27 protein-coding genes are annotated in these 25,582 nt (G+C 68.3%); 8 read left to right on the top strand and 19 right to left on the bottom strand.

Going from position 1 to position 25,582, the window contains the following annotated elements; translation table 11 throughout:
- Window positions 1–80: 80 nt before the first annotated feature.
- On the bottom strand, window positions 81–689 hold the full coding sequence (gene orn, locus BpN12_RS19375; protein WP_246797095.1) for an oligoribonuclease: 609 nt from the start codon (window positions 687–689) through the stop codon (window positions 81–83).
- Between the two features lie 118 nt (window positions 690–807).
- Between orn and BpN12_RS19370 the strand changes: the two genes are divergently transcribed.
- Genes BpN12_RS19370 through BpN12_RS19360 form a run of 3 tightly spaced genes read left to right on the top strand, consistent with a single transcriptional unit; the run spans window position 808 to window position 3,381 of the window.
- Window positions 808–2,067: a M48 family metallopeptidase gene (locus BpN12_RS19370; RefSeq protein ID WP_246797094.1), complete on the top strand. Its 1,260-nt coding sequence runs from the start codon at window positions 808–810 to the stop codon at window positions 2,065–2,067.
- Complete coding sequence (gene rsgA, locus BpN12_RS19365; protein WP_246797093.1) at window positions 2,064–3,014, top strand: ribosome small subunit-dependent GTPase A; 951 nt, start codon at window positions 2,064–2,066, stop codon at window positions 3,012–3,014. Before BpN12_RS19370 ends, rsgA begins: the two co-directional genes overlap by 4 nt.
- 28 nt (window positions 3,015–3,042) lie before the next feature.
- A complete protein-coding gene (locus tag BpN12_RS19360) occupies window positions 3,043–3,381 on the top strand; it encodes a putative signal transducing protein (protein ID WP_246797092.1) in 339 nt (112 codons plus the stop codon).
- Window positions 3,382–3,484: 103 nt separating this feature from the next.
- Here BpN12_RS19360 and BpN12_RS19355 read toward each other — a convergent pair whose 3' ends face one another.
- The 6 genes from BpN12_RS19355 to rpsP all read right to left on the bottom strand — a co-directional run bounded on the left by BpN12_RS19355 (window position 3,485) and on the right by rpsP (window position 7,644).
- On the bottom strand, window positions 3,485–4,423 hold the full coding sequence (locus tag BpN12_RS19355; RefSeq protein ID WP_042624184.1) for a CobD/CbiB family protein: 939 nt from the start codon (window positions 4,421–4,423) through the stop codon (window positions 3,485–3,487).
- A 111-nt stretch (window positions 4,424–4,534) separates the two neighbouring features.
- Window positions 4,535–5,221: a CoA pyrophosphatase gene (locus BpN12_RS19350; RefSeq protein WP_246797091.1), complete on the bottom strand. Its 687-nt coding sequence runs from the start codon at window positions 5,219–5,221 to the stop codon at window positions 4,535–4,537.
- An 87-nt stretch (window positions 5,222–5,308) separates the two neighbouring features.
- Entirely contained in the window at window positions 5,309–5,698 is a 390-nt protein-coding gene (rplS, locus tag BpN12_RS19345; protein ID WP_012734977.1) for a 50S ribosomal protein L19, read from the bottom strand.
- 135 nt (window positions 5,699–5,833) lie between these two features.
- On the bottom strand, window positions 5,834–6,631 hold the full coding sequence (gene trmD / locus BpN12_RS19340; protein WP_246797090.1) for a tRNA (guanosine(37)-N1)-methyltransferase TrmD: 798 nt from the start codon (window positions 6,629–6,631) through the stop codon (window positions 5,834–5,836).
- Between the two features lies 1 nt (window position 6,632).
- Window positions 6,633–7,346: a ribosome maturation factor RimM gene (gene rimM / locus BpN12_RS19335; RefSeq protein WP_246797089.1), complete on the bottom strand. Its 714-nt coding sequence runs from the start codon at window positions 7,344–7,346 to the stop codon at window positions 6,633–6,635.
- A 43-nt stretch (window positions 7,347–7,389) separates the two neighbouring features.
- A complete protein-coding gene (gene rpsP / locus BpN12_RS19330; RefSeq protein ID WP_012734974.1) occupies window positions 7,390–7,644 on the bottom strand; it encodes a 30S ribosomal protein S16 in 255 nt (84 codons plus the stop codon).
- A 270-nt stretch (window positions 7,645–7,914) separates the two neighbouring features.
- On the opposite strand from rpsP, the gene BpN12_RS19325 reads away from it, so the two are divergent.
- Both BpN12_RS19325 and BpN12_RS19320 read left to right on the top strand, forming a co-directional pair.
- The gene (locus BpN12_RS19325) at window positions 7,915–9,069 is read left to right on the top strand and encodes a PQQ-dependent sugar dehydrogenase (protein WP_246797088.1); all 1,155 of its coding nucleotides are present in this window, start codon (window positions 7,915–7,917) and stop codon (window positions 9,067–9,069) included.
- Window positions 9,070–9,170: 101 nt separating this feature from the next.
- A complete protein-coding gene (locus BpN12_RS19320) occupies window positions 9,171–9,665 on the top strand; it encodes an NINE protein (protein ID WP_246797087.1) in 495 nt (164 codons plus the stop codon).
- A gap of 37 nt (window positions 9,666–9,702) precedes the next feature.
- Here the strand turns inward: BpN12_RS19320 and BpN12_RS19315 are convergent, their stop codons facing one another.
- Both BpN12_RS19315 and BpN12_RS19310 read right to left on the bottom strand, forming a co-directional pair.
- Window positions 9,703–10,869 (bottom strand): PA0069 family radical SAM protein, encoded by a 1,167-nt coding sequence (locus tag BpN12_RS19315; protein WP_246797086.1) that lies wholly within the window; start codon window positions 10,867–10,869, stop codon window positions 9,703–9,705.
- A 110-nt stretch (window positions 10,870–10,979) separates the two neighbouring features.
- Window positions 10,980–11,468, bottom strand: coding sequence for an Lrp/AsnC ligand binding domain-containing protein (locus tag BpN12_RS19310; RefSeq protein ID WP_246797085.1), 489 nt, complete (start codon window positions 11,466–11,468; stop codon window positions 10,980–10,982).
- A gap of 147 nt (window positions 11,469–11,615) precedes the next feature.
- Between BpN12_RS19310 and BpN12_RS19305 the strand changes: the two genes are divergently transcribed.
- Window positions 11,616–12,902 (top strand): D-amino acid dehydrogenase, encoded by a 1,287-nt coding sequence (locus BpN12_RS19305; protein ID WP_246797084.1) that lies wholly within the window; start codon window positions 11,616–11,618, stop codon window positions 12,900–12,902.
- Between the two features lie 90 nt (window positions 12,903–12,992).
- Here the strand turns inward: BpN12_RS19305 and BpN12_RS19300 are convergent, their stop codons facing one another.
- From BpN12_RS19300 to BpN12_RS19275, 6 genes are all read right to left on the bottom strand, one after another.
- A complete protein-coding gene (locus BpN12_RS19300) occupies window positions 12,993–14,783 on the bottom strand; it encodes an acyl-CoA dehydrogenase (protein ID WP_246797083.1) in 1,791 nt (596 codons plus the stop codon).
- 114 nt (window positions 14,784–14,897) lie between these two features.
- Window positions 14,898–15,833, bottom strand: coding sequence for an electron transfer flavoprotein subunit alpha/FixB family protein (locus tag BpN12_RS19295; protein ID WP_246797082.1), 936 nt, complete (start codon window positions 15,831–15,833; stop codon window positions 14,898–14,900).
- Window positions 15,834–15,848: 15 nt separating this feature from the next.
- The gene (locus BpN12_RS19290; protein ID WP_042624174.1) at window positions 15,849–16,598 is read right to left on the bottom strand and encodes an electron transfer flavoprotein subunit beta/FixA family protein; all 750 of its coding nucleotides are present in this window, start codon (window positions 16,596–16,598) and stop codon (window positions 15,849–15,851) included.
- Window positions 16,599–16,832: 234 nt separating this feature from the next.
- Window positions 16,833–17,627 carry a MetQ/NlpA family ABC transporter substrate-binding protein gene (locus BpN12_RS19285; RefSeq protein WP_246797081.1) on the bottom strand — a complete coding sequence of 265 codons (795 nt, stop codon included), beginning with the start codon at window positions 17,625–17,627 and terminating at the stop codon, window positions 16,833–16,835.
- A gap of 81 nt (window positions 17,628–17,708) precedes the next feature.
- Complete coding sequence (locus BpN12_RS19280; protein ID WP_246797080.1) at window positions 17,709–18,362, bottom strand: methionine ABC transporter permease; 654 nt, start codon at window positions 18,360–18,362, stop codon at window positions 17,709–17,711.
- A complete protein-coding gene (locus tag BpN12_RS19275) occupies window positions 18,352–19,386 on the bottom strand; it encodes a methionine ABC transporter ATP-binding protein (RefSeq protein WP_246797079.1) in 1,035 nt (344 codons plus the stop codon). Before BpN12_RS19275 ends, BpN12_RS19280 begins: the two co-directional genes overlap by 11 nt.
- A gap of 288 nt (window positions 19,387–19,674) precedes the next feature.
- Here BpN12_RS19275 and BpN12_RS19270 point away from each other — a divergent pair, with 288 nt between their 5' ends.
- Window positions 19,675–20,481: an alpha/beta hydrolase gene (locus BpN12_RS19270; RefSeq protein WP_425306368.1), complete on the top strand. Its 807-nt coding sequence runs from the start codon at window positions 19,675–19,677 to the stop codon at window positions 20,479–20,481.
- 54 nt (window positions 20,482–20,535) lie between these two features.
- Here the strand turns inward: BpN12_RS19270 and BpN12_RS19265 are convergent, their stop codons facing one another.
- On the bottom strand, window positions 20,536–21,459 hold the full coding sequence (locus BpN12_RS19265) for a histone deacetylase family protein (RefSeq protein ID WP_246797077.1): 924 nt from the start codon (window positions 21,457–21,459) through the stop codon (window positions 20,536–20,538).
- A gap of 178 nt (window positions 21,460–21,637) precedes the next feature.
- Between BpN12_RS19265 and mltB the strand changes: the two genes are divergently transcribed.
- On the top strand, window positions 21,638–22,876 hold the full coding sequence (mltB, locus tag BpN12_RS19260) for a lytic murein transglycosylase B (RefSeq protein WP_246797076.1): 1,239 nt from the start codon (window positions 21,638–21,640) through the stop codon (window positions 22,874–22,876).
- A gap of 114 nt (window positions 22,877–22,990) precedes the next feature.
- Here mltB and cysM read toward each other — a convergent pair whose 3' ends face one another.
- From cysM to rfaD, 3 genes are all read right to left on the bottom strand, one after another.
- Complete coding sequence (cysM, locus tag BpN12_RS19255; RefSeq protein WP_042624170.1) at window positions 22,991–23,893, bottom strand: cysteine synthase CysM; 903 nt, start codon at window positions 23,891–23,893, stop codon at window positions 22,991–22,993.
- 259 nt (window positions 23,894–24,152) lie between these two features.
- Window positions 24,153–24,476 carry a ComEA family DNA-binding protein gene (locus tag BpN12_RS19250; RefSeq protein WP_246797075.1) on the bottom strand — a complete coding sequence of 108 codons (324 nt, stop codon included), beginning with the start codon at window positions 24,474–24,476 and terminating at the stop codon, window positions 24,153–24,155.
- A 74-nt stretch (window positions 24,477–24,550) separates the two neighbouring features.
- A complete protein-coding gene (gene rfaD / locus BpN12_RS19245; RefSeq protein ID WP_246797074.1) occupies window positions 24,551–25,543 on the bottom strand; it encodes an ADP-glyceromanno-heptose 6-epimerase in 993 nt (330 codons plus the stop codon).
- Window positions 25,544–25,582 lie beyond the last annotated feature (39 nt).

Raw genomic sequence — 25,582 nt, 5'->3', positions numbered from 1 at the left:
GCCGCGGCAGCATGAGCGGCGCGGCGGCATCGGCGCGGCCACTGCCGTGCGCGCTACCACCGCCGTCACGGCAGGAAGCGTCAGACGCCGTCGGGCGCCGTGCTCGCCGCCGGAATCAGGAAATGCTCGCGGTAGTACTTGAGCTCGTCGATCGACTCGTGGATGTCGGCCAGCGCCGTATGCATCGCGCGCTTCTGGAAGCCCTTGTAGACGGCCGGCTGCCAGCGGCGACACAGTTCCTTCAGCGTGCTGACGTCGAGGTTCCGATAATGGAAGAAGCGTTCGAGCTCGGGCATCCAGCGCGCCATGAAGCGGCGGTCCTGGCAGATCGAGTTGCCGCACATCGGCGACTTGCCCGGCGAGACGTACTGCGCGAGGAACGCCTCGATCTGCGCGGCCGCGTCGGCCTCGCTCACGGTCGAGGCGCGCACGCGGTCGATCAGGCCCGAACGGCCGTGCGTCGACTGGTTCCAGGCGTCCATCTTCGCGAGCGTCTCGTCGCTCTGGTGGATCGCGAGCACCGGGCCTTCCACGGCCTTGTCGAGCGTCGAGTTCGTGACGACCACGGCGATCTCGATGATGCGGTCGCTATCCGGGTTCAAACCCGTCATTTCCATGTCGAGCCAGACGAGGTTCAGTTCGTTGCGCACGAGCGTGCTCTGGCCGGCGGATTCGGGGGTATCGGTCATACGGTTTTCCTGGAGAATCGGCGGTGGCGAATGCGCCGCCAAGGCAGCCGAAGACCGATGAGCGGGCCCCGACCGCAAGAACATATAATTCTCGCATAGATACCACTGGCTCCCTCCGATGTCCGCCCAACCGTTCACCCTGCTGTTCGCCGCCGCCATCCTCGCGATGGTCGGCACCAAGCTCTGGCTCGCCTCGCGCCAGATCCGCTTCGTCGCCGCCCATCGCGCCAGCGTGCCGGGGCAGTTCCGCGAGACGATCGCGCTCGACGCGCACCAGCGCGCGGCCGACTACACCGTGGCACGCACACGCCTGGCGATGCTCGAGGTGGTCGCCAGCGCCGTGGTGCTGATCGCGCTGACGCTGCTGGGCGGCGTGGGCGCGCTCGATCACGCGCTGCGCGGCTGGCTCGGCGCCGGCTACGGCCAGCAGATCGCGCTGATCGTGATCGTGCTGCTGATCACGAGCGCCGTCGAGCTGCCGTTCAACTACTATCGCCAGTTCGGCGTCGAGAGCCGCTTCGGCTTCAATCGCATGACGCGCAAGCTGTTCTTCACCGATCTCGTGCGCGGCACGCTGCTCGGCGCCGCGTTCGGCCTGCCGCTGCTGTTCGTCGTGCTGTGGCTGATGAACCGCGCCGGCCCGCTCTGGTGGCTGTGGGCCTGGGCGGTCTGGATCGCGTTCCAGCTGGTCGGGCAGGTGATCTTCCCCACCTTCATCGCGCCGCTGTTCAACAAGTTCGAACCGCTCAGCGACGAGGCGCTGCGCTCGCGCATCGAAGGCCTGATGAAGCGCTGCGGCTTCGCGGCGAAGGGGCTGTTCGTGATGGACGGCAGCCGCCGCTCGGCGCACGGCAACGCCTATTTCTCGGGCTTCGGCGCGACCAAGCGCATCGTGTTCTTCGACACGCTGCTCGAACGGCTGTCCGGCAGCGAGATCGAGGCCGTGCTGGCCCACGAGCTCGGCCACTTCAAGCTGCGCCACGTGCTGAAGCGGATGATCGTCGCGTTCGCGCTGAGCCTCGTGCTGCTCGCGCTGCTCGGCTGGCTCGCGGGCCGCGTCTGGTTCTACACCGGGCTCGGCGCGCTGCCGTCGATGGCGGGCAGCAACGCGGGCCTCGCGCTGGTGCTGTTCTTCCTCGCGCTGCCGGTGTTCCTGTTCTTCGTCACGCCGCTAGGCAGCCTCAGTTCGCGCAAGCACGAATTCGAGGCCGACGCGTTCGCGGCCAGCCAGACCGACAAGCAGGATCTCGTCAATGCGCTCGTGAAGCTCTACGAGGACAACGCCTCGACGCTGACGCCAGACCCCGTCTACACCGCGTTCTACTACTCGCATCCGCCGGCCTCGCAGCGGATCGATCGCCTGATGCAGCACGCATGACGCGCGGCCGCCAGAACGCGCCGGCCCGGCCGGCCAAAGCGGGCTCGCCCGGCGGGCGCCTCGAGGGGCGCGTGATCGCCGCGCACGGGCGCCATTACCTCGTCGCGCCGGCTGACGGCGGCCCGATGCTGCAATGCTTCCCGCGCGGCAAGAAGAGCGAGGTCGCGGTCGGCGATCGCGTGTTCTACGAGCAGAGTTCGGCCGACCAGGGCGTGATCGTCGAGATCGGCGAGCGCCGCAACCTGCTCTACCGCTCGGACCAGTTCAAGTCGAAGCTGTTCGCCGCGAACCTCGACCAGTTGCTGATCGTGCTCGCCACCGAGCCGTATTTCAGCGAGGACCTGCTCGGCCGCGCGCTGATCGCGGCCGAGGCCAACGAGCTGAAGCCGATCGTGGTGCTCAACAAGATCGACGTCGAGGCCGCGCTGCCGGTCGCGCGCGAGCGGCTCGCGCCGTACCGCGCGCTCGGCTACGACGTGGTGGAGGTATCGGTGAAGGGTGCGCCCGAGGCCACGCTCGCGCAGCTGATGCCGCGCCTGGCCGGTCATTCGACGATCCTGCTCGGCCAGTCGGGGATGGGCAAGTCGACGTTGGTGAACCTGATCGTGCCCGAGGCCGAGGCGGCCACGCGCGAGATCTCGGCGGCGCTGAACAGCGGCCGGCACACCACCACCTTCACGCGGCTCTATCCGCTCGCCGACGGCGGCGCGCTGATCGATTCGCCGGGGTTCCAGGAGTTCGGGCTCTACCACCTGACGGAAGGCCGGCTCGAACGCGCGTTTCCGGAGTTCCGGCCGCTGCTGGCCGACTGCCGCTTCTACAACTGCCATCACCTGCACGAGCCGGGCTGCGCGATCCTCGCCGCCGTCGAGGACGGGCGGATCGCGAAGTCGCGCCACGCGCTCTACGCGCAGCTCGTCCACGAGGCGAGCCAGATCGTGCGCTGAGCACGCCGCCCGCTCCGCCGCCCCCGCGATGCGCTTCACGGCCCCCGACCTCGCCACCGCCCACCACTGGGTCAACGTGCTGAGCACGGCCGGTGTCGGCTGCGAACTGCACAACCGCTTCGCCACCGGCGCGCTCGGCGGGCTGCCGCCCGATCAGTGCGCGCCGGAGATCTGGCTGCACGACGAGCGCGATACCGCACTCGCTCGGCGGCTGCTCGCGGCGGCCACCGCCGGGCCGCCCGCCGGCGCGTCGCGCTGGCGCTGCGGCGGCTGCGGCGAGCTGCTCGAAGCCCAGTTCACGGCCTGCTGGCGATGCGCGCGGATCCGCGACCCGCGCGACGACGAGGCGGCGCCCGGCGACGGCTGACGCATGCCGGCCGGCGATGCTCGCGCGCTACGGCGCCATCAACGAAAAAGCCGGCTCGCAAGCCGGCTTTTCCACTTTCCGCGGCGCCTCTCGCGCCGCGCGGTCACGACACCCAGACCGCGAGCGTCAGCATCAGCAGCAGGATCATCCACAGGATCACGGCGCGCCAGACCAGGCCGACCGCCGACTGCAGCGTGCGCGGCGTGCAGTCGTCACCGACCGCGAGCGGGCCGCTGTCGCCGACCGCGAGCGCGTCGACGCTCGACGGTTCGGCGAGCGGGCCGGCCAGTCGCGCGCCGAGTGCGCCGCTGCCCGAGGCCAGCAGCACGCCGTCGTTCGAGTCGGGCCATTGCCGCGTGTGGTTGCGCCACGCGTAGATCGCGTCCTCGAAATTGCCGACGATCGCGAAGCCGAGCGCGGTCAGCCGCGAAGGAATCCAGTCGATCACGAAGAATGCCCGCTGGGCGAAATTCGAGAACGCGGCGGTGCGGTCGTCGCCGGGCACCGACCAGCTGCGCGACAGATATTCGGCGATCCGGTACAGCACGGCGCCCGCCGGGCCGAACGGCAGCACGAACCAGAAGAACACGCCGAACACGTGGCGATGCGAGGCGACCACGGCGTGGATCAGCGTGTGGCGGACGATCTCGCCGACCGGCATGTCCACGGTATCGAGCCCAGTCCACTCGTTGAGCACTTCGCGCGCGCGCGGCACGTCGTCGTTGTTGAGCGCGAGATGGATGTCGGTGAAGTAATGGCTGAACTGCCGGAAGCCGAGCGTGAAATAGACCACCACCACGTTCCAGACGAACGCGAACGCGAAGCCGAGCTTGAACAGCAGGTAGTAGACGAGCGCGACGGCCAGCACCCACGGCACCACCACCACCAGCCACGCCAGCACGCCATGCTTCTTCTTGCCGGCGTCGAAGCCGTGCGCCGCGGTTTCCGCATGGAACTGGAACAGCGCGAATACCGGATTACCCGGCGACAGCGCGCGCACCTGCTCGATGATGAGGGCGAGGAGAACCGAAAAGAAAGTCATGCGAAAGGCCGTGCCGTTCTGGGTTATACGATTTTTCACATAACGATAGCACAGCGGACCCGCCCGATGCGTCAGGCCGGCCCCCGCGCGCCATGCACGGGCGCCGCCGGCTCAGGCGCGCGCGACCAGGAAGCGGTACAGATTACGCAACATGCCGGCGGTTGCGCCCCAGATGAAGTAATGGCCGCCGTCGCGCCCGTTCGGATAGGGCATCGCAAAAAAACGACGCTCGCCGCCTTCCCATTTGAAGAGACGCACCTCGTGGTGCGCGGGCGCCATCAGGAACGCGAGCGGCACCTCGAAGATCTCGGCCACCTCCAGCGTGTCGGCCTTCACCGTGAACGGCGGATGCACGATGGCGACCACCGGCGTCACGCGATAGCCGGTGCCGGTCAGGTATTCGGGCAGTTCACCAAGCACCTCCACGTGCTCGCGGCTCAGCGCGATTTCCTCGTCGGCTTCGCGCAGCGCCGTGGCGGTCGCGTCGGCATCGCCGGGCTCGTGGCGGCCGCCGGGGAAGCTGATCTGGCCGGCGTGATCGGTGAGATGGTCGGCGCGCTGCGTGAGCAGCACGGTCAGCCCGCCGGCGCGCGCGACGAGCGGCACCAGCACGGCCGCGACGCGCGGATCGCGATCGACGTGCCGCGCCTCGTGGGCTTCCTGCGTCCAGTCGTAGGTCTGGCTGAAGCGCTCGCGCAGCCCCGCCGGCGTCAGCACCTCGCGCGGGACGTCCGGCAGGCCGGCGCCGGTCGATTCGACAGGCAGCACTTCGGGATCGATGATCGGACGGCGTATCACGGGCTCGCTCGCGGAAAAGTCAGACGGAACCGTATTGTCGCGCCGGAATAAAAAAGCACCCGGGTGGGTGCTTTTTCCTTACAGCATTTACGCCTGCTGGGCCGCGGCGCGATCCTTCGACACCAGCTTTTCCTTGATCCGGGCCGACTTGCCCGAACGCTCGCGCAGATAGTACAGCTTCGCGCGACGGACATCGCCACGACGCTTGACGACGATGCTCGCGAGCAGCGGCGAGTACGTCTGGAACGTACGCTCGACGCCTTCGCCCGACGAAATCTTGCGGACGATGAACGACGAGTTGAGGCCACGGTTGCGCTTCGCGATCACGACGCCTTCGTAAGCCTGAACGCGCTTGCGGTTACCTTCCACCACGTTCACGTTCACGATCACCGTATCGCCGGGGGCGAATTCGGGGATCGTCTTGCCTGCGAGCGCGCGCTCGATTTCTTCCTGCTCAAGTTTTGCGATCAGATTCATGACTGCTCCCAATGCCATCGTGTCGGCGTTTGCGCCTGTCCGGTTGGACCTGGCCCCGATAGAGGATGGATTCACAACTGGCGCCGCGCACGCATGCGCGACACCGCCTGGTTCCCGGTCCGCCGCGAGAACGCCTCAGTTCGAGGCTTTCTTCGCGGCCTTCGCGAGACTTGCCAGCCAGGCCTCGTCGGCCCGGCTCAACAACTGGTTGCTGCGCGCCCGTTCGATCAGGTCCGGGCGCTTCTGCCACGTGTTGCGCAGTGATTCCTGGCGCCGCCACTTCTCGATCTCGGCGTGATGGCCGCCGAGCAGCACGTCGGGCACGCGCACGCCCTCGTAATCCTCGGGCCGCGTGTAGTGCGGGCAATCGAGCAGGCCGTCAACGAAACTGTCCTGCACGGCCGACTGCGTATCGTTCAGCACGCCGGGCAACTGACGCACCACCGCATCCATCAGCGCCATCGCCGGCAGTTCGCCGCCCGACAGCACGAAATCGCCGAGGCTGATTTCCTCGTCCACGCAGCGGTCGAGCAGACGCTGGTCGATCGCCTCGTAGCGGCCGCACAGCAGCACGACGCCGGGCTCCTCGACCATCCGCATCACGCGTTCGTGCGTGAGCGGCGCGCCTTGCGGCGACATCATCACGACCCGCGTCGCGGCGATCCCCTGAGCGGCCTGCGCGGCCTTCGCCGCGCCGATCGCCGCCTCGAGCGGCTTCGGGATCATCACCATGCCGGGACCGCCGCCGTAGGGGCGATCGTCGACCGTGCGGTAATTGTTCGTGGTGAAATCGCGCGGGTTCCACGTGCGCAGCCCGAAACTGCCTTGCTTCACGGCCCGGCTGGTGATGCCCCAGTCGGTCAGCGCGGCGAACATCTCGGGAAAGAGCGTGACGACATCGAACTGCATCGCGCGCTCCTCGGCGTCATTCATTTCAGTAATCGGCTTCCCAGTCGACGACGATACGCTTCGCCGCCTGATCGACCGTTTTCACGTACACGCCGACGAACGGAATCAGCCGCTCGCCGGTGACCGGGCGCCCATCCTTGCCGCTGGCCGGATAGTCGACCCGCATGATCGAATGCACACCGTTGTCGATCATGTCGCCGACGTGGCCGAGCGCAACACCCGCTTCGTTGACCACTTCGAGGCCCATCAGATCGACCCAGTAGAATTCGTCGGTGTCGAGCGCCGGGAAATCCTCACGGCGCACGAACACGCGGTAGCCGCGCAGCGCCAGCGCCTGGTCGCGATCGACCAGGCCGGCCGGATGCGCGACGACGGTATCGGCATGCAACTTGGACTGCGTGACCTGCGCGGACAGCCTGTCGGCGTCCTTGCCGAGCCACCAGAGGCGCGCCTTCAGCAGCGCATCGCCGCCGCGGCCCGCGCCCGCGTGGGGCACGACCTTGACCCAGCCTTTCAGGCCGTAGGCATCGACGATCGCGCCGACCTCGACCGCATCGTCAGGCCAGGACTGCGCCGGCTCGATGCTGGCCGAGGCATGCCCCGGATTCCCGCCTGCTGCTTCCGGCTTCGCGTCGCCCTTGGCGGGCGCGCGCTCGACCGGCTTGCGGACGAACACACCAAACTGGGAAGCTTCGCGTGTGCCGCGTTTTGCATCGCCGGATGAATCGTGACCGGACATTCAGACCACCTCGCGGCCGCGACCACCGGAAAACCGTGCCATGTCAGGCAGCCGGTTGCGCCTTTTGCGCTTCCTTCACGAGGCGAGCGACGGTCGGCGACAGTTGCGCGCCAACGCCTTGCCAGTACGTCAGGCGATCCTGAGCGATACGCAGCGATTCGCCCTTCGTCGCGACCGGGTTGTAGAAGCCGACGCGTTCGATGAAGCGGCCGTCACGACGATTGCGCGAATCGGTGGCAACGATGTTGTAGAACGGGCGCTTCTTCGAGCCGCCGCGAGCCAGACGGATGATAACCATATGAAATCCTTCGGGAAAACCGGGTTCGAAACTGCTGAAACGAGCGATTATAGCTGGAAACCAGCGGCATAACAAACACTTACCACGCCGCGCCGCAAAAAAGCGCGGCGCGCGAGGCGTGGCGGCGCCGACAGCCGGCCGCCACGCCGCAAACCGGTCGACATACCAACCCGCCGTACTCCACTGCCGGCTGATCCGCCGGTCAAGCCGCGCGCGAAGCTCCTACAATCCCCGCATGGTGCCTCGCGCACGCTCCCGCCCCGCTCCGCCATGCGCCCGACCTGTTCCGCTTCCCGCCGTTCGCTCGCCGCCGTGCGCCGCTGCCTGCGTGCGACCGGCGCCGCCTGTCTCGTCCTCGCCACGGCCATCGCCGCTGACGGCCATGCCGCGCCGCCCGTCGAGCGGCTCGGCGTGCCGCCCGGTTTCCACGTCGAACTGTTCGCCGCCGACGTGCCGACCGCGCGCGAAATGGCCTGGTCGCCGCGCGGCATTCTCTACGTCGGCTCGACCGACGGCGCCGTCCACGCGCTGACGGTCGAACGGGGCCGCGTCACCGGCCGCCACGTGGTCGCCGCCGGGCTCGAGATGCCGGTCGGCGTGGCCTACCGCGACGGCGCGCTCTACATCTCCGCGATCTCGCGGATCCTGCGGCTCGACGACATCGACGCGAAGCTCGCCGCGCCGCCGAAACCGGTGGTCGTGACCGACGCGTTGCCGTCCGACCGGCAGCACGGCTGGAAATTCATCGCGTTCGGGCCGGACGGCAAGCTCTACGTGCCGACCGGCGCACCCTGCAACATCTGCGAGCCCGATCGCGACCGGTACGCGATGCTCGGCCGGATGAACCCGGACGGCAGCGATTACCAGGTGTTCGCGCGCGGCATCCGCAACACCGTCGGCTTCGACTGGCATCCGGCCACGCACGCGCTGTGGTTCACCGACAACGGCCGCGACATGCTCGGCGACGACGTGCCCGACGACGAGCTGAATCAGGCGCCGCGCGCGGGCCTCGACTTCGGCTATCCGTATTGCCATGCCGGCGGCGTGCCCGACCCGCAGTACGGCAAGGGCCACCCGTGCAGCGGCTTCACGCCGCCGGCGCTGAAGCTCGGCGCGCACGTGGCGGCGCTCGGCATGCGCTTCTACACCGGCACGATGTTCCCGGCCGGTTACCGCGATGCGATCTTCATCGCCGAGCACGGTTCGTGGAATCGCAGCAGCAAGGTCGGCTACCGCGTGATGAGCGTGACCGCCGGGCCGGACGGCCGCGGCGCACGCATGCAGGTGTTCGCGCAGGGCTGGCTGCGGCCCGACGGCAGCGTCTGGGGGCGGCCCGCCGACGTGCTGCCGCTGCCCGACGGCTCGCTGCTCGTCAGCGACGATTACGCTGGCGCGATCTATCGGATCACTTATACCGGCCACTGACGGCGGCGGCTGATCGCGGCGCGGCGCGCGGCGTAGAATGAGGCCGGCGCCGCCTCCGCCGCGCCGCCCCTTCCCCGCCTTGCCTTTCCTATCGGATCGCCATGTCCAGCCAGCCGTCGCGTTCCCTGCCCGCTCCGCACTCACCGCACTCGCCACGTTTCCGCTCGAAGACGCTGGCCGCCGCGCTCGCGTTCCTGTTCGGCGCGTTCGGCGCGCATCGCTTCTATCTGCACGGACGCCGCGACCTGGCCGGCTGGGCGCATCTGGTCGGCACGCTGCTCGGCGCGCGCGGCGTGCTGCTGCTCGTGGCCACCGAGCGCGCATCGGTGCTCGGCTGGTGTCTCGCCATGCCCGGCGCGATCTCGCTGCTGGCCGCGTTCCTGGCCGCGATCGTCTACGGCCTGCGCCCCGACGACCGCTGGGACGCACGCTTCAATGCCGACACCGGCCGCCGCAGCCGGTCGGGCTGGACGGTCGTGTTCGTGGTGATCTTCTCGCTCCTGATCGGCGCGTTCCTGCTGATGACGGGGCTCGCGCTGTCGTTCCAGACCTACTTCGAATCGCAGGTGCAGGCGGCCAAGGCGCTGTCGCAATAGCCAGCCAGCCAGCCTGACTGCCGCGCCGGCACCCTTCCTAGAACAGGTTCAGCTGCGGCGTCTCGGCCGCCGCGCGCGCGGCGCGCGTCACGCGCTCCGGCGCCTGGAACTGCGAGAAATCGAGGATGCCGCGCGCGCGCTCGTTCAGGCCAAGCCGCTTGACCGCCTTCTGGAAGCGCTGCTTCAGCAGGTCGGCCCACAGGCCCTCGCCCTTCATCCGGCTGCGGAAATCGGACTCGTAGTCCTTGCCGCCGCGCATGTCGCGCACGCGCGCCATCACGCGCTCGGCGCGGTCCGGAAAATGCGCGCCGAGCCATTCGCGAAAGAGCGGCGCCACTTCCCACGGCAGCCGCAGCACGATGTAGCTCGCGTGCGTCGCGCCGGCCTCGGCGCAGGCTTCCAGCACGCGCTCCAGGTCCGGCTCGGTGACGAACGGAATCACCGGCGCGATGCTCACGCCCACCGGCACGCCGGCCTCGCGCAGCGCGCGGATCGTGCGCAGCCGCCGCGACGGCGTGGCCGCGCGTGGTTCGAGCGCGCGCGCCAGATCGGCGTCGAGCGTGGTGATGGTCACCGCGGCGATCACCTGCCCGCGCGCGGCCATCGGCGCGAGCAGGTCGAGGTCGCGCTCGATCAGCGACGACTTGGTGATCGCCGCGAACGGCTGGCCGTGATCGTGCATCACCTGGATCACGTCGCGCGTGATGCGGCGCTCGCGCTCGCAGGGCTGGTAGGCATCGGTGTTGACGCCGAGCGCGATCGGTTCGGGTACGTAGCCGCGCTTGCCGAGTTCGCGTTCGAGCAGCTCGGCCGCGTTGACCTTGGCGTAGATCCGGCTCTCGAAATCGAGCCCGGGCGAGAGCCCGAGGTAGCTGTGCGTGGGCCGCGCGAAACAATAGATGCAGCCGTGCTCGCAGCCGCGATACGGATTCAGCGAGACGTTGAACGGGATGTCGGGCGAGGCGTTGCGCGTCAGGATGCTTTTCGCACGCTCGTCGAACACCAGCGTGCGCAGGCGCGGGCCGGCCGCGTCGCCGCCGTCTGCCTCGTCGCTCGCGTCATGACCCGCGCCCGCCTGCCAGCCGTCGTCGACGCGCTCGCGCTGGTCCGTCTCGTAGCGCCCCTGCAGGTTGCCCACCGCGCCGCGGCCCTTGCGCGGCACGGGCGGCGCCACCGGAAATTCGACATCGGATCGATCGCTCATCATGCCTCTTCGTCTTGCCGGCACGAGCGAAACGTCGCGCGGGCCGAATACTGTTTATTTATACAGTATTCGGCCCGCGCTGCCAAGTTATCGCAGTGCTTGTCCGGCGGTCAGTCATCGACGGCGATCGTCAGCGTCTCCTTGATCTCCTCCATCACCACGTAGCTCTTCGACTGCACCGCGCCGGGCAGTTGCAGCAGGATGTCGCCGAGCAGTTTGCGGTAGTCTGCCATCTCGCCGATGCGCGCCTTGATCAGGTAGTCGAAATCGCCGGACACGAGATGGCACTCGAGCACCTCGTCGATCTTCATCACCTCGCGCCGGAACTGCTCGAACATGTTGCCGCTCTTGTGATCGAGCGTGATCTCGACGAATACCAGCAGCGCGGCGCCCAAGTGGGCGGGATCGACGCGTGCGTGATAGCCGGTGATCACGCCGTCGCGCTCCATGCGCCGCACGCGCTCGATGCACGGCGTGACGGTCAGTCCGACCTGCTCGGCCAGGTCCTTCATCGCCATGCGTCCGTCCTGCTGGAGCAGCCGCAGGATCCGGCGGTCGAGCTTGTCCAGCGCGCGTACTGGTTGACGTTGGGTTCTCATCGTGTTTTTTCTGAATTTCTAAAAAATACAATAACAAAACCTAGATCTTCGACAATACCATAGCGCAAAAAACTAGGCTGGATCGCGCGAGCAGCGGTTGGACGAATGCTCTCTCGACGCCCCGGCTTTTTCCATTTCGGAGCAGCTATGCGAGTCGTGATTCTGGGAAGCGGTGTGGTGGGCGTGACGAGTGCCTATTATCTGGCGCGCGCCGGCCATGAGGTGACGGTGATCGAGCGCGAGGCCGGCCCCGCGCTCGAGACCAGCTTCGCAAACGCTGGCCAGATCTCGCCCGGCTACGCGGCGCCGTGGGCCGCACCCGGCGTGCCGCTGAAGGCCGTCAAGTGGATGTTCGAGAAACACGCGCCGCTCGCGATCCGGCTCGACGGTTCGCGCTTCCAGCTGCAATGGATGTGGCAGATGCTGCGCAACTGCACGTCGGAGCGCTACGCGGTCAACAAGGGCCGCATGGTGCGGCTGGCCGAATACAGCCGCGACTGCATGCAGGCGCTGCGCGCCGACACGCAGATCCAGTACGAAGGCCGCACCGGCGGCACGCTGCAACTGTTCCGCACCCAGGCGCAGTTCGACGGCGCCGCGAAGGACATGGCCGTGCTGCGCGAGGCCAACGTGCCGTTCGAACTGCTGACCGCGCAGGAACTCTCGCGCGCCGAACCGGCGCTGGCCGCCGTCTCGCACAAGCTCACGGGCGGCCTGCGCCTGCCCGGCGACGAAACCGGCGACTGCCAGCTGTTCACCACGCGCCTCGCCGAAATGGCCGCGGAACTCGGCATGCAGTTCCGCTACAACACGCCGGTCGATGCGCTGGCCGTGGCGGGCGGCCGGATCGCCGGCGTCCAGTGCGGCGGCGAACTGGTGCGCGGCGACGCCTACGTGGTCGCGCTCGGCTCATACTCCACGCGGCTGCTGTCGAACCTCGTGAAGATCCCGGTCTATCCGCTCAAGGGCTACTCGATCACGGCGCCGATCGTCGATGCGTCGGCCGCGCCGGTCTCCACGGTGCTCGACGAGACCTACAAGATCGCGATCACGCGCTTCGATTCGCGGATCCGCGTGGGCGGGATGGCCGAGATCGCCGGCTTCGACAAGCGCCTCAACACGGCGCGCCGCGAGACGCTCGAAATGTGCGTGAACGACCTGTTCCCGGGCGGCGGCGACACCTCGAAGGCGACGTTCTGGACCGGCCTGCGGCCGATGACGCCGGACGGCACGCCGGTGGTGGGCCGCACGCCGATCCCGAACCTCTACCTCAATACGGGCCACGGCACGCTCGGCTGGACCATGTCGTGCGGCTCGGGCCAGTTGCTCGCGGACCTGATGTCGGGCAGGAAGCCGGCGATCCAGGCCGACGACCTGTCGGTCCATCGTTACCTCAGCGAGACGGCCGGCGCCACGCGCCCCGCCTACGCTTAAAGCGGCGGGCCGCCTCGGGCGGCGCGGTCAAAACGAAGAAGGGCGCCCTCGGGCGCCCTTCTTCACATGGAACTCACAACAGACGAGGCATCAGAACTGGTCCTCGGTCAACGCCAGCACGCTGTCGGCGCCGCTCGCCGTGACGATCGACGCGGCAATCCCGGGCGCCTGCACCAGCACGTGCTGCGCATAGAACTGCGCGATCGCGATCTTCGCGTCGTAAAACGCCGCGTCGTCGGCACGCAAACGCCCGGCGGCCAGCAGCGCGCGCGCCATCTGCCAGCCGCCCAGCACGATGCCGGCCAGCTTCAGGTACGGCACGCTGCCGAGGAACACGGCGTTCGGATCGCCCTTGGTGTTCGCGACGACGAACTCGACCACCGCCTCGAACGACTTCAGGCCGTCCGACAGATGCCGGCGCATCGCGGCGCAGGCCGGCGTGTCGTGTACGCCGAGCGCCTCGACGGTCTCGCCGATCGCGGCGGCCAGCGCCTTCGCCACCGCGCCGCCGTCGCGCGCGGTCTTGCGGCCGACCAGGTCGTTGGCCTGGATCGCCGTGGTGCCTTCATAGATCGCGAGAATCCGCGCGTCGCGGTAGTACTGCGCGGCGCCCGTTTCCTCGATGAAACCCATGCCGCCGTGGACCTGCACGCCGAGGCTCGCGACCTCGTTGACCATCTCGGTGCTCCAGCCCTTCACGACCGGCACCAGGTATTCGTAGATCGCCTGGTGGCGCGCGCGTTCGGCCTCGTCGGGATGCGCGTGCGCCTGATCGCTGTGCGCGGCCGCGACGTAGGCCAGCGCGCGGGCGCCCTCGGTCAGCGCGCGCATCGTACCGAGCATGCGCCGCACGTCCGGGTGATGGATGATCGTGACCGACTGCTTCGCCGAGCCGTCCACCGGCCGGCTCTGCACGCGCTCCTTCGCGAACGCGGCGGCCTTCTGGTAGGCGCGGTCCGCCACGCCGATGCCCTGCATGCCGACGCCGAAGCGCGCGGCGTTCATCATGATGAACATGTATTCGAGGCCGCGGTTCTCCTCGCCGACCAGATGGCCGATCGCGCCGCCGTGGTCGCCGTATTGCAGCACCGCGGTCGGGCTCGCCTTGATGCCGAGCTTGTGCTCGATCGACACGCAATGCACGTCGTTGCGCGCGCCCAGGCTGCCGTCCTCGTTGACGAGGAACTTCGGCACGGTGAACAGCGAAATGCCCTTCACGCCGTCGGGCGCGCCCGGCGTGCGCGCCAGCACGAGGTGGACGATGTTGTCCGCCATGTCGTGCTCGCCCCAGGTGATGAAGATCTTGGTGCCGAACACCTTGTACGAACCGTCGCCCTGCGGTTCCGCGCGCGCGCGCACCAGCGCGAGATCGGAGCCGGCCTGCGGCTCGGTCAGGTTCATCGTGCCGGTCCATTCGCCCGACACCAGCTTCGGCACGTAGCGCGCCTTCTGCGCGTCGGTGCCGGCCGTCAGCAGCGCCTCGATCGCGCCGTCGGTCAGCAGCGGACAGAGCGCGAACGACAGGTTCGCGGCGTTGAGCATTTCGATGCAGGGCGTGGCGATCAGCTTCGGCAGGCCCTGGCCGTCGTATTCGGCCGGATGCTGGAGCCCCTGCCAGCCGCCCGCCGCGAACTGGCGGAACGCCTCGCCGAAGCCGGCGGTCGCCGTCACCTCGCCGTCGCGCCACGCGCTCGGCTGCTGGTCGCCTTCGACGTTGAGCGGCGCGAGCACCTCGCCGCAGAACTTCGCCGACTCGTCGAGCACGGCCTGCGCGGTGTCGAAGCCGGCGTCCTCGAAGCCCGGCAGCTTCGCGACCTCGTCGATGCCGGCCAGTTCCTTCATCACGAACAGCATGTCCTTGACGGGCGCGATGTAGCTCATGGTGCTCCTCTCCTCTGTCTGCTTATGGGTAAAAAAAGGGGCGCTCGCCGCGCCCCTTGTTCCGTGCGGTCAACCGCATCGGCAGTCGATACGCGGGTTCGCCGCGCCCCGGGCTCAGCCGAGCGCCGCCACCAGTTCCGGCACGACCGTGAACAGGTCGCCGACGATGCCGTAGTCGGCCACGCTGAAGATCGGCGCTTCTTCGTCCTTGTTGATCGCGACGATCACCTTCGAGTCCTTCATGCCGGCCAGATGCTGGATCGCACCCGAGATGCCGACCGCGACGTACAGCTGCGGCGCCACGATCTTGCCGGTCTGGCCGACCTGGAAGTCGTTCGGCACGTAGCCCGCGTCCACCGCCGCGCGCGAGGCGCCCAGCGCGGCCTGCAGCTTGTCGGCGAGCGGCTCCAGCACCTTCGTGTAGTTCTCGCCGCTGCCGAGGCCGCGGCCGCCCGACACGATGATCGTGGCGCTCGTCAGTTCCGGACGGTCGAGCTTGGTGACCTCGCGGTTCACGAACTGCGACTTGCCGCTGTCGGCCGCCGCCTCGATCTTCTCGACCGCTGCGCTGCCGCCCTCAGCCGCCACCGGATCGAAGCCGGTCGCGCGCACCGTGATCACCTTGACCGGATCGCTCGACTGCACCGTCGCGATCGCGTTGCCGGCATAGATCGGGCGCTCGAACGTGTCGGCGCTGTCGACCGCCGTGATGTCGGAGATCTGGGCGACGTCGAGCTTCGCGGCGATCCGCGGCGCGACGTTCTTGCCGTAGGCGGTAGCCGGCGCGAGGATGTGTGAATAATCCTTCGCGATGGCCAGCACGGTGGCCTCGACGTTCTCGGCGAGACCGGCGGCCAGTTGCGGCGCGTCGGCCAGCAGCACCTTCGCCACGCCGGCGATCTTCGCCGCCGCGTCGGCCGCGCCCTGCGCGTCGTGCCCGGCCACCAGCACGTGAATGTCGCCGCCGATCTTCTGCGCGGCGGCCACGGTGTTCAGCGTCGCCGCCTTGATCGAGGCGTTGTCGTGTTCGGCAATGATCAGGATCGTCATCTTTTCGTCTCCCCTTTACAGCACTTTCGCTTCGGTCTTCAGCTTCTCGACCAGCGTCTTCACGTCGGCCACCTTTACACCCGCCGCGCGCTTGGGCGGCTCGGCCACCTTCAGCGTCTTCAGGCGCGGCGTGACATCGACGCCGAGGTCTTCCGGCTTGACGTTCTCGAGGGGTTTCTTCTTCGCCTTCATGATGTTCGGCAGCGTCACGTAGCGCGGCTCGTTCAGGCGCAGGTCGGTGGTCACCACCGCCGGCAGCGTCAGCGCCAGCGTTTCCGAACCGCCGTCCACTTCGCGCGCGACCGTGGCCTTGCCGTCGGCGATCGTGACCTTCGAGGCGAACGTCGCCTGCGGCAGGCCCGCCAGCGCGGCCAGCATCTGGCCCGTCTGGTTCGAATCGTCGTCGATCGCCTGCTTGCCGAGGATCACCAGCTGCGGCTGTTCCTTGTCGACCAGCGCCTTGAGGAGTTTCGCGACCGCCAGCGGCTCGACGCCGTCACCGGCCTCGACCAGGATCGCGCGGTCGGCGCCGATCGCCAGCGCCGTGCGCAGCGTTTCCTGCGCCTGCGCCACGCCGATCGAGACGGCCACCACTTCCGTCGCGGTGCCCGCTTCCTTCAGGCGCACCGCCTCTTCCACGGCGATTTCGTCGAACGGGTTCATCGACATCTTCACGTTCGCGATATCGACGCCCGTTCCGTCCGACTTCACGCGCACCTTCACGTTGTAGTCGACCACTCTTTTTACCGGCACCAGGATTTTCATGCACACGCTCCAAAGTTACGAATACGACCGACGGCCATTTTATAGCGTCGCCCACCGGGGGGCGGCAATCCGGGCCATCCGGCCCTCGACCGTCGAGGATAACGTCATTCGGCGATACGCCGGCAATAGCGAACGATCGTTCTATTTTAAGAGAGAAAAAACCCGGACGCCAAGCCCGGGCTCTCGACCTTCGCCTCTAATCGCCGGCACGCCCGATGCTCACGCCCGCGGCGCTCACCACGACGCTATCACCGCGCCGCCGAATCTGCCTTCGAGATATTGCTTGACCTGCGAGGAATGGTAGGCCGCCACCAGCTTGGCGACCCACGGCTTGTCGCGATCCGCGACGCGCACCGCCAGCACGTTCACGTAGGGGCCGTCGGCGCCCTCGATCGCGATCGCGTCCCGTTTCGGCTGCAGGCCCGCCTCCATCGCGAAATTGGTGTTGATCACGGCCGCGTCGACGTCCGCGAGCGAACGCGGGATCTGCGCAGCATCGAGTTCGACGATCTTCACGCCCGACGGATTGCCGATCACGTCGAAGCGCGTCGCGCTCAGGCCCGCGCCGTCGCGCAGCCGGATCACACCCTGCTTCTGCAACAGCAGCAAGGCCCGGCCGCCGTTGGTCGGATCGTTCGGAATCGCGATCCGCGCGCCCTTCGGCAGCGCCGCGAGCGACTTCACGCGCTTCGAATAGACGCCCATCGGAAACGTGACGGTGTTCGCCACGGCGACGATCCGGTAGCCGCGGTCCTTGACCTGCGCGGCCAGATACGGCGCGTGCTGGTAGCTGTTCGCGTCGAGGTCGCCGGCCGCGAGCGCCGCGTTCGGCTGCACGTAGTCGGAGAACTCGACGATGCGGATCTCTAGGCCCTGCTCCGCGGCCACGCGCTTGACGACCTCCATCACCTGCGCATGCGGGCCGGCCGTCACGCCGACGCGGATCGTCTCGGCCGCCGCGCGCGCGACGCCGAACCCGGCGAGCCATCCGGCCAGCAGCAAGCCGGCGAACACGGTACGTCGTTGCATCGGTCGAACTCCGGAAAGGAATCACGAAACGGCGCCGGCGCGGCAGCGGCCCGACGGCTTGGCGGTTCAGCGGCTTGCGGCTTAGCGATGGCTGAGCCGACGCACCAGCCAGTCGCCGAACGACTGCACGATCTGCACGAACACGATCAGGATCACCACCACGGTCCACATCACTTCCGGCTCGTAGCGCTGGTAGCCGTAACGGATACCGAGATCGCCGAGCCCGCCGCCGCCGATCGCGCCGGCCATCGCCGAATAGCCGACCAGCGACACGAACGTGATGGTCAGGCCGGCGACGATGCCGGGCCACGCCTCGGGCAACAGCACCTTGAACACGATCTGGCGCGTGGTCGCGCCCATCGCCAGCGCCGCCTCGATCAGCCCGCGATCGACCTCGCGCAGCGCGGTCTCGACGAGCCGCGCGATGAACGGCGCCGAGGCGATCGTCAGCGGCACCACGGCCGCCGCGGTGCCGATCGACGAGCCGACGATCAGCCGCGTGAACGGGATCACCGCCACCAGCAGGATGATGAACGGCGTCGAGCGCACCGCGTTGACGAGGCCGCCCAGCGCGCGATTGACGCCGAGGTTCTGCAGCACGCCCTGGCGGTCGGTCAGGTAGAGCAGCACGCCGAGCGGCAGCCCGACCAGCGCGCCGACCACGCCCGAGATGCCGACCATGATCAGCGTCTCCCAGAACGACTGCACGAACATATCCAGCATTTCACTCAACATGCGACAACTCCTCGACCACCACGCCCTGCTCGCGCAGATACGCGAGCGCCTGCCCGACCTTGCCGGGTTCGCCGCCCGCGAGTACCGCGAGCGAGCCGAACGCCTGCCCCTGGATCTCGTCGATCTGGCCGTGCAGGATGTTGAAGTCCAGTTCGTAGCGGCGGATCGTCTCCGAGAGGATCGGCTGATCGACGCCGCTGCCCGTGAACGCGAGCCGCAGCAGGTGGCTGCGTCCGCCCTTGAGCTTGTCGGCCACGCGCGCCTTCAGCGCCGGCGGCAGTTCCTGCGCGATCACGTCGCCGAGCAGCGCGCGCGTCACCTCGTGGCGCGGCTGCAGGAACACGTCGATGACCGGGCCGGTTTCCACCACGCGGCCCGCGTCGAGCACGGCAACGCGGTCGCAGACCTGCTTGATCACTTCCATCTGGTGCGTGATCAGCACGATCGTGAGCCCGAGCTCGCGGTTGATCCGGCGCAGCAGCTCCAGGATCGCGCGCGTGGTCTCGGGATCGAGCGCCGAGGTGGCCTCGTCGGACAGCAGCACCTTCGGCTTGCTCGCGAGCGCGCGCGCGATGCCCACGCGCTGCTTCTGGCCGCCGCTGATCTGCGCCGGGTAACGGTCCTTCTGCGCGGTGAGGCCGACCAGTTCGAGCAGCGGCAGCACCGCCGCGTCAATGTCGGCGCGCTTGACGCCGGCCAGTTCGAGCGGCAGCGCGACATTCTCGTAGACGGTGCGCGACGACAGCAGGTTGAAGTGCTGGAAGATCATGCCGATGTCGCGGCGCGCGGCGCGCAGCTCGGCCGCCGACAGCAGCGTCAGGTCGCGGCCGTCCACCGCCACGTTGCCTTCGGTCGGGCGCGTCAGCAGGTTGATGGTGCGGATCAGCGTGCTCTTGCCCGCGCCGCTGCGGCCGATGATGCCGAACACCTCGCCGCGGGGAATCGCCAGGTTGACGTCGTGCAGCGCCTCGATCCAGCCACGCGGGCCAGGGAAACGCTGCGACAGGTTGCGAATTTCGATCATGTAAACAAAACGGCGGAAGCTGCGGTGCCGATCGTGTCGGGCACCGCCGGCGGCCGCCGTCATATCCGGGAATAGCCGCGCATTTTAGCGCAAGCATCTCATTTCACTTAATAATCGATTCGGCTTCTTTCATAACCAGGAGAAATTAGAGGACCGGACCCGCGCGGCGCGTCGGGCACGCGACTATGATCGTCGGCATCTCAAAAACCGACGGAGACCTCGCCGATGAACGCCACCGCCACGCAGGCCCGAGAGCCGGGCCGCTCCGACGGCGCGGCCTGGACGCGGGTGCGCAGCGCCGACGGCGTCGAGCTGGCCGCGTGCCGCTGGCCCGTCGAGGCGCCGCCGCGCGCGACGATCGCGCTGCTGCACGGGCTCGCCGAGCACGCGGGGCGCTACGACGCGCTGGCGGCACGGCTCGCGGCCGCCGGCATCGAACTGGTCGCCGTCGATCTGCGCGGCCATGGCCGCTCGCCGGGCCGGCGTGCCTGGGTCGAACGCTTCGACCGCTATCTCGACGATGCCGACGCGCTGATCACGTTCGCCAGGCGCGACGGCGTGCCGCTGTTTCTGATGGGGCACAGCATGGGCGGCGCGATCGCGGCGCTTGACGCGATCGAGCGTGCGCCGCGCGTGGCCGGGCTGCTGCTGTCGAGCCCGGCGCTCGCGCCGGGCCGCGACGTGCCGCGCTGGATGCTGGCGGCGAGCCATTTCATGAGTCGCGTCTGGCCGCGCTTTCCGGCGCTAAAGATCGACGCGGCGCTGCTGTCGCGCGATCCGGCCGTGGTGGCCGCGAACCGTGCGGACCCGCTGGTCCATCACGGCGCGGTGCCGGCACGCACCGGCGCCGAACTGCTCGTCGCGATGGAACGCATCGCGCGCGGCCGCGCGGCGCTGACGCTGCCGACGCTGATCTGGCACGGCACCGCGGACCAGCTGACCGAACCGGACGGCAGCCGCGAGTTCGCCGCGCAGGCGGGGCCGGCCGACCTGACGCTCACGCTCCATGAAGACAATTACCACGAGACGCTCAACGATCTCGAACGCGAGCGCGTGACCGGCGCGCTGATCGACTGGGTGCACGCCCGCACCTGACACGCCCGGGACAGCGAGCGCAGACGCACCGATCGCGCCGCGCGGCCGGCCGTGTCAGACGCCGGCCAGCACGCGCAGATGCGCCACCACGCTGCGGCCGAGCGCCGACAGGTGATAGCCGCCTTCGAGGCAGCTGACGATGCGGCCGCGCGCATGACGGCGCGCGACCTGGCAGATCTGCCCGGTCAGCCATTCGTAGTCGGCCTCGACGAGCCCCATGCGGCCGAGTTCGTCCTCGCGATGCGCATCGAACCCGGCCGACACGAACAGCATCTGCGGCCGGAACGCCTCGAGCCTGGGCAGCCAGAGCAGGTCGACGATCTCGCGCACCGCCATGCCCTGGGTGCGCGCCGGCACCGGCACGTTGAGCATGTTCGGCGCCGGATGATCGGTACCCGAGAACGGGAACAGCGGGTGCTGGAAGAAACCGCACATCAGCACGCGCGGATCGTTCGAGAACGCCGCTTCGGTGCCGTTGCCGTGATGCACGTCGAAGTCGATCACGGCGACGCGTTCGAGCCCGTGGACGTCGAGCGCATGACGCGCCGCGATCGCGACGTTGTTGAAGAAGCAGAAGCCCATCGCGCGCGCGGGCTCGGCATGATGGCCGGGCGGCCGCACGCTGCAGAACGCGTTGTCGTAGCGTCCCTCGATCACCGCGTCGGTCGCCGCGATGGCCGCGCCCGCCGCGCGCAGCGCCGCGCGCCAGGTATGCGGATTCATCCGTGTGTCGGGATCGAACTCGAAGTAGCCCTCGGCCGGCACGTTCGACTTCACGTAGTCGATATGCGCACGCGTGTGGACGCGTGCGAGCGCGGCCTCGCTCACGAACGGCGCGCTCTCGTGTTCGAGCAGCTCGTCGATCCGGCTCGCGATCAGCTGGTCCTGGATCGCCGAGAGCCGCGACGGGCATTCGGGATGCCATTCGCCCATCTCGTGCAGCAGACAGTCGGGATGCGTGTATAGGGCGGTTGCCATGGCCTGTTCCGCGGCGCGAATCCAGCCGGCGCCGCAGGTCTCCTTCAATAATGACGCCGCGTTCGTCGCGCGCGAATTCGCCGCTAACTTACCACAACGGCTTCGCGTCGATCCGTCGCCGTGGAGGCGTCAGTTATACTGGCCCGACCTCCACCGCGTCGCCCACCCTCCGGTACCCATGACTTTCCGATCGTCCGCCGTCTTCCATCCGCTTCGTTTCCGCTCACGTTTCCCGCTCGCGTCGCTGTCGCTCGCGGCCGTGGTCGCGATGCTGGCCGCATGCGCGCAGACGCCGACCGAGCCGCAGGCCGCGGCACCGGCAACGCCTACCGCGCCCGCTGCCCCGGCCGCGCCTGTTGCGCCTCCCGCGCCGCCGGCCGCCAGCGCGCCGCCGCTGGTGCCCGCCGCCGGCCTGTCGGCCTCCGAGGAACAGATCGTGCCGCAGCAGTACGCGAACAATCCGAAGATCGACGCGTTCATCAGCGAAGTGGCCGCGCGCGACGGCTTCGATCCGGCGAAGCTGCATGCATTGTTCGCGAGTGCGAACTATTCGGCGACGGCCGTGCGGCTGGTGCGCCCGGCCCCGTCGCCGTCGGTCAAGAACTGGCGCGTCTACCAGGCGCGCTTCCTCGATCCGATCCGCATCAACGCCGGCGTGAAGTTCTGGCGCGCGAACCAGGCGACGCTGCAACGCGCGTCGGCCGAGTTCGGCGTGCCGCCCGAGGTGATCGTCGGCATCATCGGCGTCGAGACGATCTACGGCCGCTACATGGGCAACTTCCCGACGCTCGACGCGCTGACCACGCTCGCGTTCGACTATCCCGACACGCCGAACCGCGACGACCGGCAGGCCACGTTCCGCAAGAACCTCGAGGACTTCCTGGTCTGGACGCGCGACAGCCAGCTCGATCCGACCAGCGTGCTCGGTTCGTACACGGGCGCGATCGGCATTCCGCAGTTCCTGCCGAGCAGTATCCGCAGCTATGCGGTCGATTACGAAGGCAACGGCCACATCGACCTGCGCGCGAGCACGGCCGACGCGATCGGCAGCGTTGCGAACTACCTGAAGCAGCACGGCTGGGAGCCGGATCGCCCGGTGGTCTGGCAGATCGCGCCGGACGCGGGCAGCCAGGGCGTGGCGCAGGCCGCGGCCGACGGCAAGCCGGAGCCGCACCTCACGCTGTCGCAGCTCACGCAGGCCGGCCTCGCGCTCGACGAGCCGTCGGTGAACCTGGCCGCCGAGGCCGGCACGCCGGTCACGGTCGTCGATCTGCCGAGCCCGGGGCGCGCCACCGAGTACAAGCTCGGCCTGAAGAACTTCTACGTGCTGACGCGCTACAACCGCAGCTTCTTCTACGCGCTGGCCGTCTATCAGCTCGGCGAACGCGTGAAGCAGAAGATGCTGGCCACGCAGTGATGCAAGGCGCCGCGGCGCCTGCGCAAAGCCCATGAAAAAAGCGCCTTGACCGGCGCTTTTTTCATGGGTGGCGAAAGCAGCGAGCCGCACTCACGGCTCGCGTACGAACCACGCTCAGGCGGGGAATACGCCCGTCGACAGATAGCGATCGCCGCGGTCGCAGACGATGAACACGATCGTCGCGTTCTCGACCTGCCGCGCGATCCGCATCGCCACCTCGCAGGCGCCGCCCGACGAAATCCCGCAGAACAGGCCCTCGATCGCGGCGAGCTTGCGCGCCATCGCTTCGGAGGCAGCCTGGCTGACGTTCTCGACGCGGTCGATGCGGCTGCGGTCGAAGATCTTCGGCAGGTAGGCCTCGGGCCACTTGCGGATACCGGGAATGCGCGAGCCTTCCTCCGGCTGCGCGCCGATGATCTCGATGCTCTGGCGCTGCTCCTTCAGGAACTGCGTGGTGCCCATGATGGTGCCGGTGGTGCCCATCGCCGAGACGAAATGCGTGATGCGGCCTTCGGTTTCGCGCCAGATTTCCGGGCCGGTCGTCTCGTAGTGCGCGAGCGGATTGTCCGGGTTCGCGAACTGGTCGAGGATCACACCCTTGCCTTCGCGCTGCATCTGGTCGGCGAGGTCGCGCGCGAGTTCCATGCCGCCCTTGGTCGGCGTCAGCACGATTTCCGCGCCGTAGGCGGCCATGCTCTGGCGGCGCTCGACCGAGAGATCCTCGGGCATGATCAGCACCATCCGGTAGCCGCGAATCGCGGCCGCCATCGCGAGCGCGATGCCGGTATTGCCGCTCGTCGCCTCGATCAGCGTGTCGCCGGGCTTGATGCGGCCGCGTTCCTCGGCCTTGCGGATCATCGACAGCGCCGGACGGTCCTTGACCGAGCCGGCGGGATTGTTGCCTTCGAGCTTCGCGAGGATCACGTTGTTGCGGGCCCGGATCTCGTCGTCGGTGACACGGACGAGCTGCACGAGCGGCGTGTTGCCGATCGTGTCTTCGATAGTTTTGTAAGCCATGAGCGATAAGTGAATGCGAGGCCGATGAATCCGTCGATTGTAATCCAGCGCCGGATCGGTCGTGTCGGCGCCGGGAATGTCCCTGTCCGCGTCTCGGTCGTTCGCCGCGGTCGTTCGCTGTCGTCGCTCATCGCGCGCCGCGCCCGCGCCTCACGTAAAAAAACCCGCAATAGCGCTGCGGGCACACCGTCGAACCAGGACGGCTGAAGGAGTTGCTCCGAGGCATGTCGCACCGCGCGCCTGTCGCGCGCGGGCGGCATCACTTGCGCGCGGCCTTGCTCGGCGCGGCGGCGCCTCGCGCGGCGGGCGCCGCCGGGGCCTTGGCCGGGCCGACCGTGAGGCCCTCGGACACCAGCCGGTCGACCGATTTCGAACCGATGCCCTTCACGCGCCGCGCGAGGTCGGCGGTATCCTTGAACGGGCCGTGCGCGTTGCGCTCGTCGACGATCGCCTGCGCCTTCGCGGCGCCGATGCCCTTGATGCCACGCAGCGCGTCGCTGTTCGCCTGATTGACGTCGACGGCGGCCCACGCCTGCGCAAGCCCCGCGAACCACATCGCCACCACCAGAATCTTCTTCAGCATCGGGATCTCCCATCAAGAAAAACGGCCGGCGGCTGCCGACCGTGAGACCCAGTGTAGGGACGATGCCGCGTGGCTTACAGCTGGCCGAACAGCCAACGCACGTAACGGTCGACGCCTTCCTGCACGGTCAGGAACGGCGCGTCGTAGCCGGCCGCGCGCAGCTTCGACGGGTCGGCCTGCGTGAAGCACTGGTACTTGCCGCGCAGCGCGTCGGGGAACGGCACGTACTCGATGAGCCCCTGCCGGACCTGCTCGTCGAGCGTGAGCGGCGGCTCGCCGTCGAGCGCGCGCAGCGTGTTGACGACCGAGGTCGCGATGTCGTTGAACGGCTGGGCGCGCCCGGTGCCGAGGTTGAAGATGCCCGACTTCTCGGGATGATCGAAGAAGAACAGGTTGACCTTCACCACGTCCTCGACCGACACGAAGTCGCGCGTCTGCTCGCCGGCGCCGTAGCCGTTGTACTCGCCGAACAGCTTGACCCTGCCTTCGGCGCGGAACTGGTTGAAGTTGTGGAACGCCACCGACGCCATGCGGCCCTTGTGCGTCTCGCGCGCGCCGTAGACGTTGAAGTAGCGAAAGCCCGCGATCTGGCTTTGCGCCTGCGGCAGCACGCGGCGGATCACCTGGTCGAACAGGAACTTCGAATAGCCGTAGACGTTGAGCGGCGCTTCCACCTCGCGGTCCTCGACGAAGCGCGTCGAGCCGCCGTAGATCGCCGCCGACGACGCGTAGAGGAACTGCGTGCCGTTCGCGAGGCAGGTGTCGAGCACCGCGCGGCTGTAGCGGAAATTGTTGTCCATCATGTAGCGGCCGTCGGTTTCCATCGTGTCCGAACAGGCGCCCTCGTGGAATACGGCACGCACCTTGCCGAAATCGCCGCGCGCGAAGCGCTCGACGAACTCGGTCTTGTCGAGATAGTCGTCGATCTCGCAATCGACGAGGTTCTTGAACTTGTCCGCGCGGGTCAGGTTGTCGACCGCGATGATGCGCGTCTCGCCTCGCTCGTTGAGCGCCTTCACGAGATTCGCGCCGATGAAGCCGGCCGCGCCGGTGACGATGAGAGTCATGATCGTCCTGCTGTCAGAAGGATGAATAAGTCGCGCGGC

The sequence above is a fragment of the Burkholderia perseverans genome (assembly GCF_022870505.1).
GTDB classification, from domain to species: Bacteria; Pseudomonadota; Gammaproteobacteria; order Burkholderiales; family Burkholderiaceae; genus Burkholderia; species Burkholderia plantarii.
This window is presented reverse-complemented; position numbering and strand designations above follow the sequence as displayed.

Coding starts and splice junctions, on each gene's coding strand:
- orn (WP_246797095.1), bottom strand. CDS start 689: ATGACCGATACCCCCGAATCCGCCGGCCAGAGCACGCTCGTGCGCAAC.
- BpN12_RS19370 (WP_246797094.1), top strand. CDS start 808: ATGTCCGCCCAACCGTTCACCCTGCTGTTCGCCGCCGCCATCCTCGCG.
- rsgA (WP_246797093.1), top strand. CDS start 2,064: ATGACGCGCGGCCGCCAGAACGCGCCGGCCCGGCCGGCCAAAGCGGGC.
- BpN12_RS19360 (WP_246797092.1), top strand. CDS start 3,043: ATGCGCTTCACGGCCCCCGACCTCGCCACCGCCCACCACTGGGTCAAC.
- BpN12_RS19355 (WP_042624184.1), bottom strand. CDS start 4,423: ATGACTTTCTTTTCGGTTCTCCTCGCCCTCATCATCGAGCAGGTGCGC.
- rplS (WP_012734977.1), bottom strand. CDS start 5,698: ATGAATCTGATCGCAAAACTTGAGCAGGAAGAAATCGAGCGCGCGCTC.
- trmD (WP_246797090.1), bottom strand. CDS start 6,631: ATGAATGACGCCGAGGAGCGCGCGATGCAGTTCGATGTCGTCACGCTC.
- rimM (WP_246797089.1), bottom strand. CDS start 7,346: ATGTCCGGTCACGATTCATCCGGCGATGCAAAACGCGGCACACGCGAA.
- rpsP (WP_012734974.1), bottom strand. CDS start 7,644: ATGGTTATCATCCGTCTGGCTCGCGGCGGCTCGAAGAAGCGCCCGTTC.
- BpN12_RS19325 (WP_246797088.1), top strand. CDS start 7,915: ATGCGCCCGACCTGTTCCGCTTCCCGCCGTTCGCTCGCCGCCGTGCGC.
- BpN12_RS19320 (WP_246797087.1), top strand. CDS start 9,171: ATGTCCAGCCAGCCGTCGCGTTCCCTGCCCGCTCCGCACTCACCGCAC.
- BpN12_RS19315 (WP_246797086.1), bottom strand. CDS start 10,869: ATGAGCGATCGATCCGATGTCGAATTTCCGGTGGCGCCGCCCGTGCCG.
- BpN12_RS19310 (WP_246797085.1), bottom strand. CDS start 11,468: ATGAGAACCCAACGTCAACCAGTACGCGCGCTGGACAAGCTCGACCGC.
- BpN12_RS19305 (WP_246797084.1), top strand. CDS start 11,616: ATGCGAGTCGTGATTCTGGGAAGCGGTGTGGTGGGCGTGACGAGTGCC.
- BpN12_RS19300 (WP_246797083.1), bottom strand. CDS start 14,783: ATGAGCTACATCGCGCCCGTCAAGGACATGCTGTTCGTGATGAAGGAA.
- BpN12_RS19295 (WP_246797082.1), bottom strand. CDS start 15,833: ATGACGATCCTGATCATTGCCGAACACGACAACGCCTCGATCAAGGCG.
- BpN12_RS19290 (WP_042624174.1), bottom strand. CDS start 16,598: ATGAAAATCCTGGTGCCGGTAAAAAGAGTGGTCGACTACAACGTGAAG.
- BpN12_RS19285 (WP_246797081.1), bottom strand. CDS start 17,627: ATGCAACGACGTACCGTGTTCGCCGGCTTGCTGCTGGCCGGATGGCTC.
- BpN12_RS19280 (WP_246797080.1), bottom strand. CDS start 18,362: ATGTTGAGTGAAATGCTGGATATGTTCGTGCAGTCGTTCTGGGAGACG.
- BpN12_RS19275 (WP_246797079.1), bottom strand. CDS start 19,386: ATGATCGAAATTCGCAACCTGTCGCAGCGTTTCCCTGGCCCGCGTGGC.
- BpN12_RS19265 (WP_246797077.1), bottom strand. CDS start 21,459: ATGGCAACCGCCCTATACACGCATCCCGACTGTCTGCTGCACGAGATG.
- mltB (WP_246797076.1), top strand. CDS start 21,638: ATGACTTTCCGATCGTCCGCCGTCTTCCATCCGCTTCGTTTCCGCTCA.
- cysM (WP_042624170.1), bottom strand. CDS start 23,893: ATGGCTTACAAAACTATCGAAGACACGATCGGCAACACGCCGCTCGTG.
- BpN12_RS19250 (WP_246797075.1), bottom strand. CDS start 24,476: ATGCTGAAGAAGATTCTGGTGGTGGCGATGTGGTTCGCGGGGCTTGCG.
- rfaD (WP_246797074.1), bottom strand. CDS start 25,543: ATGACTCTCATCGTCACCGGCGCGGCCGGCTTCATCGGCGCGAATCTC.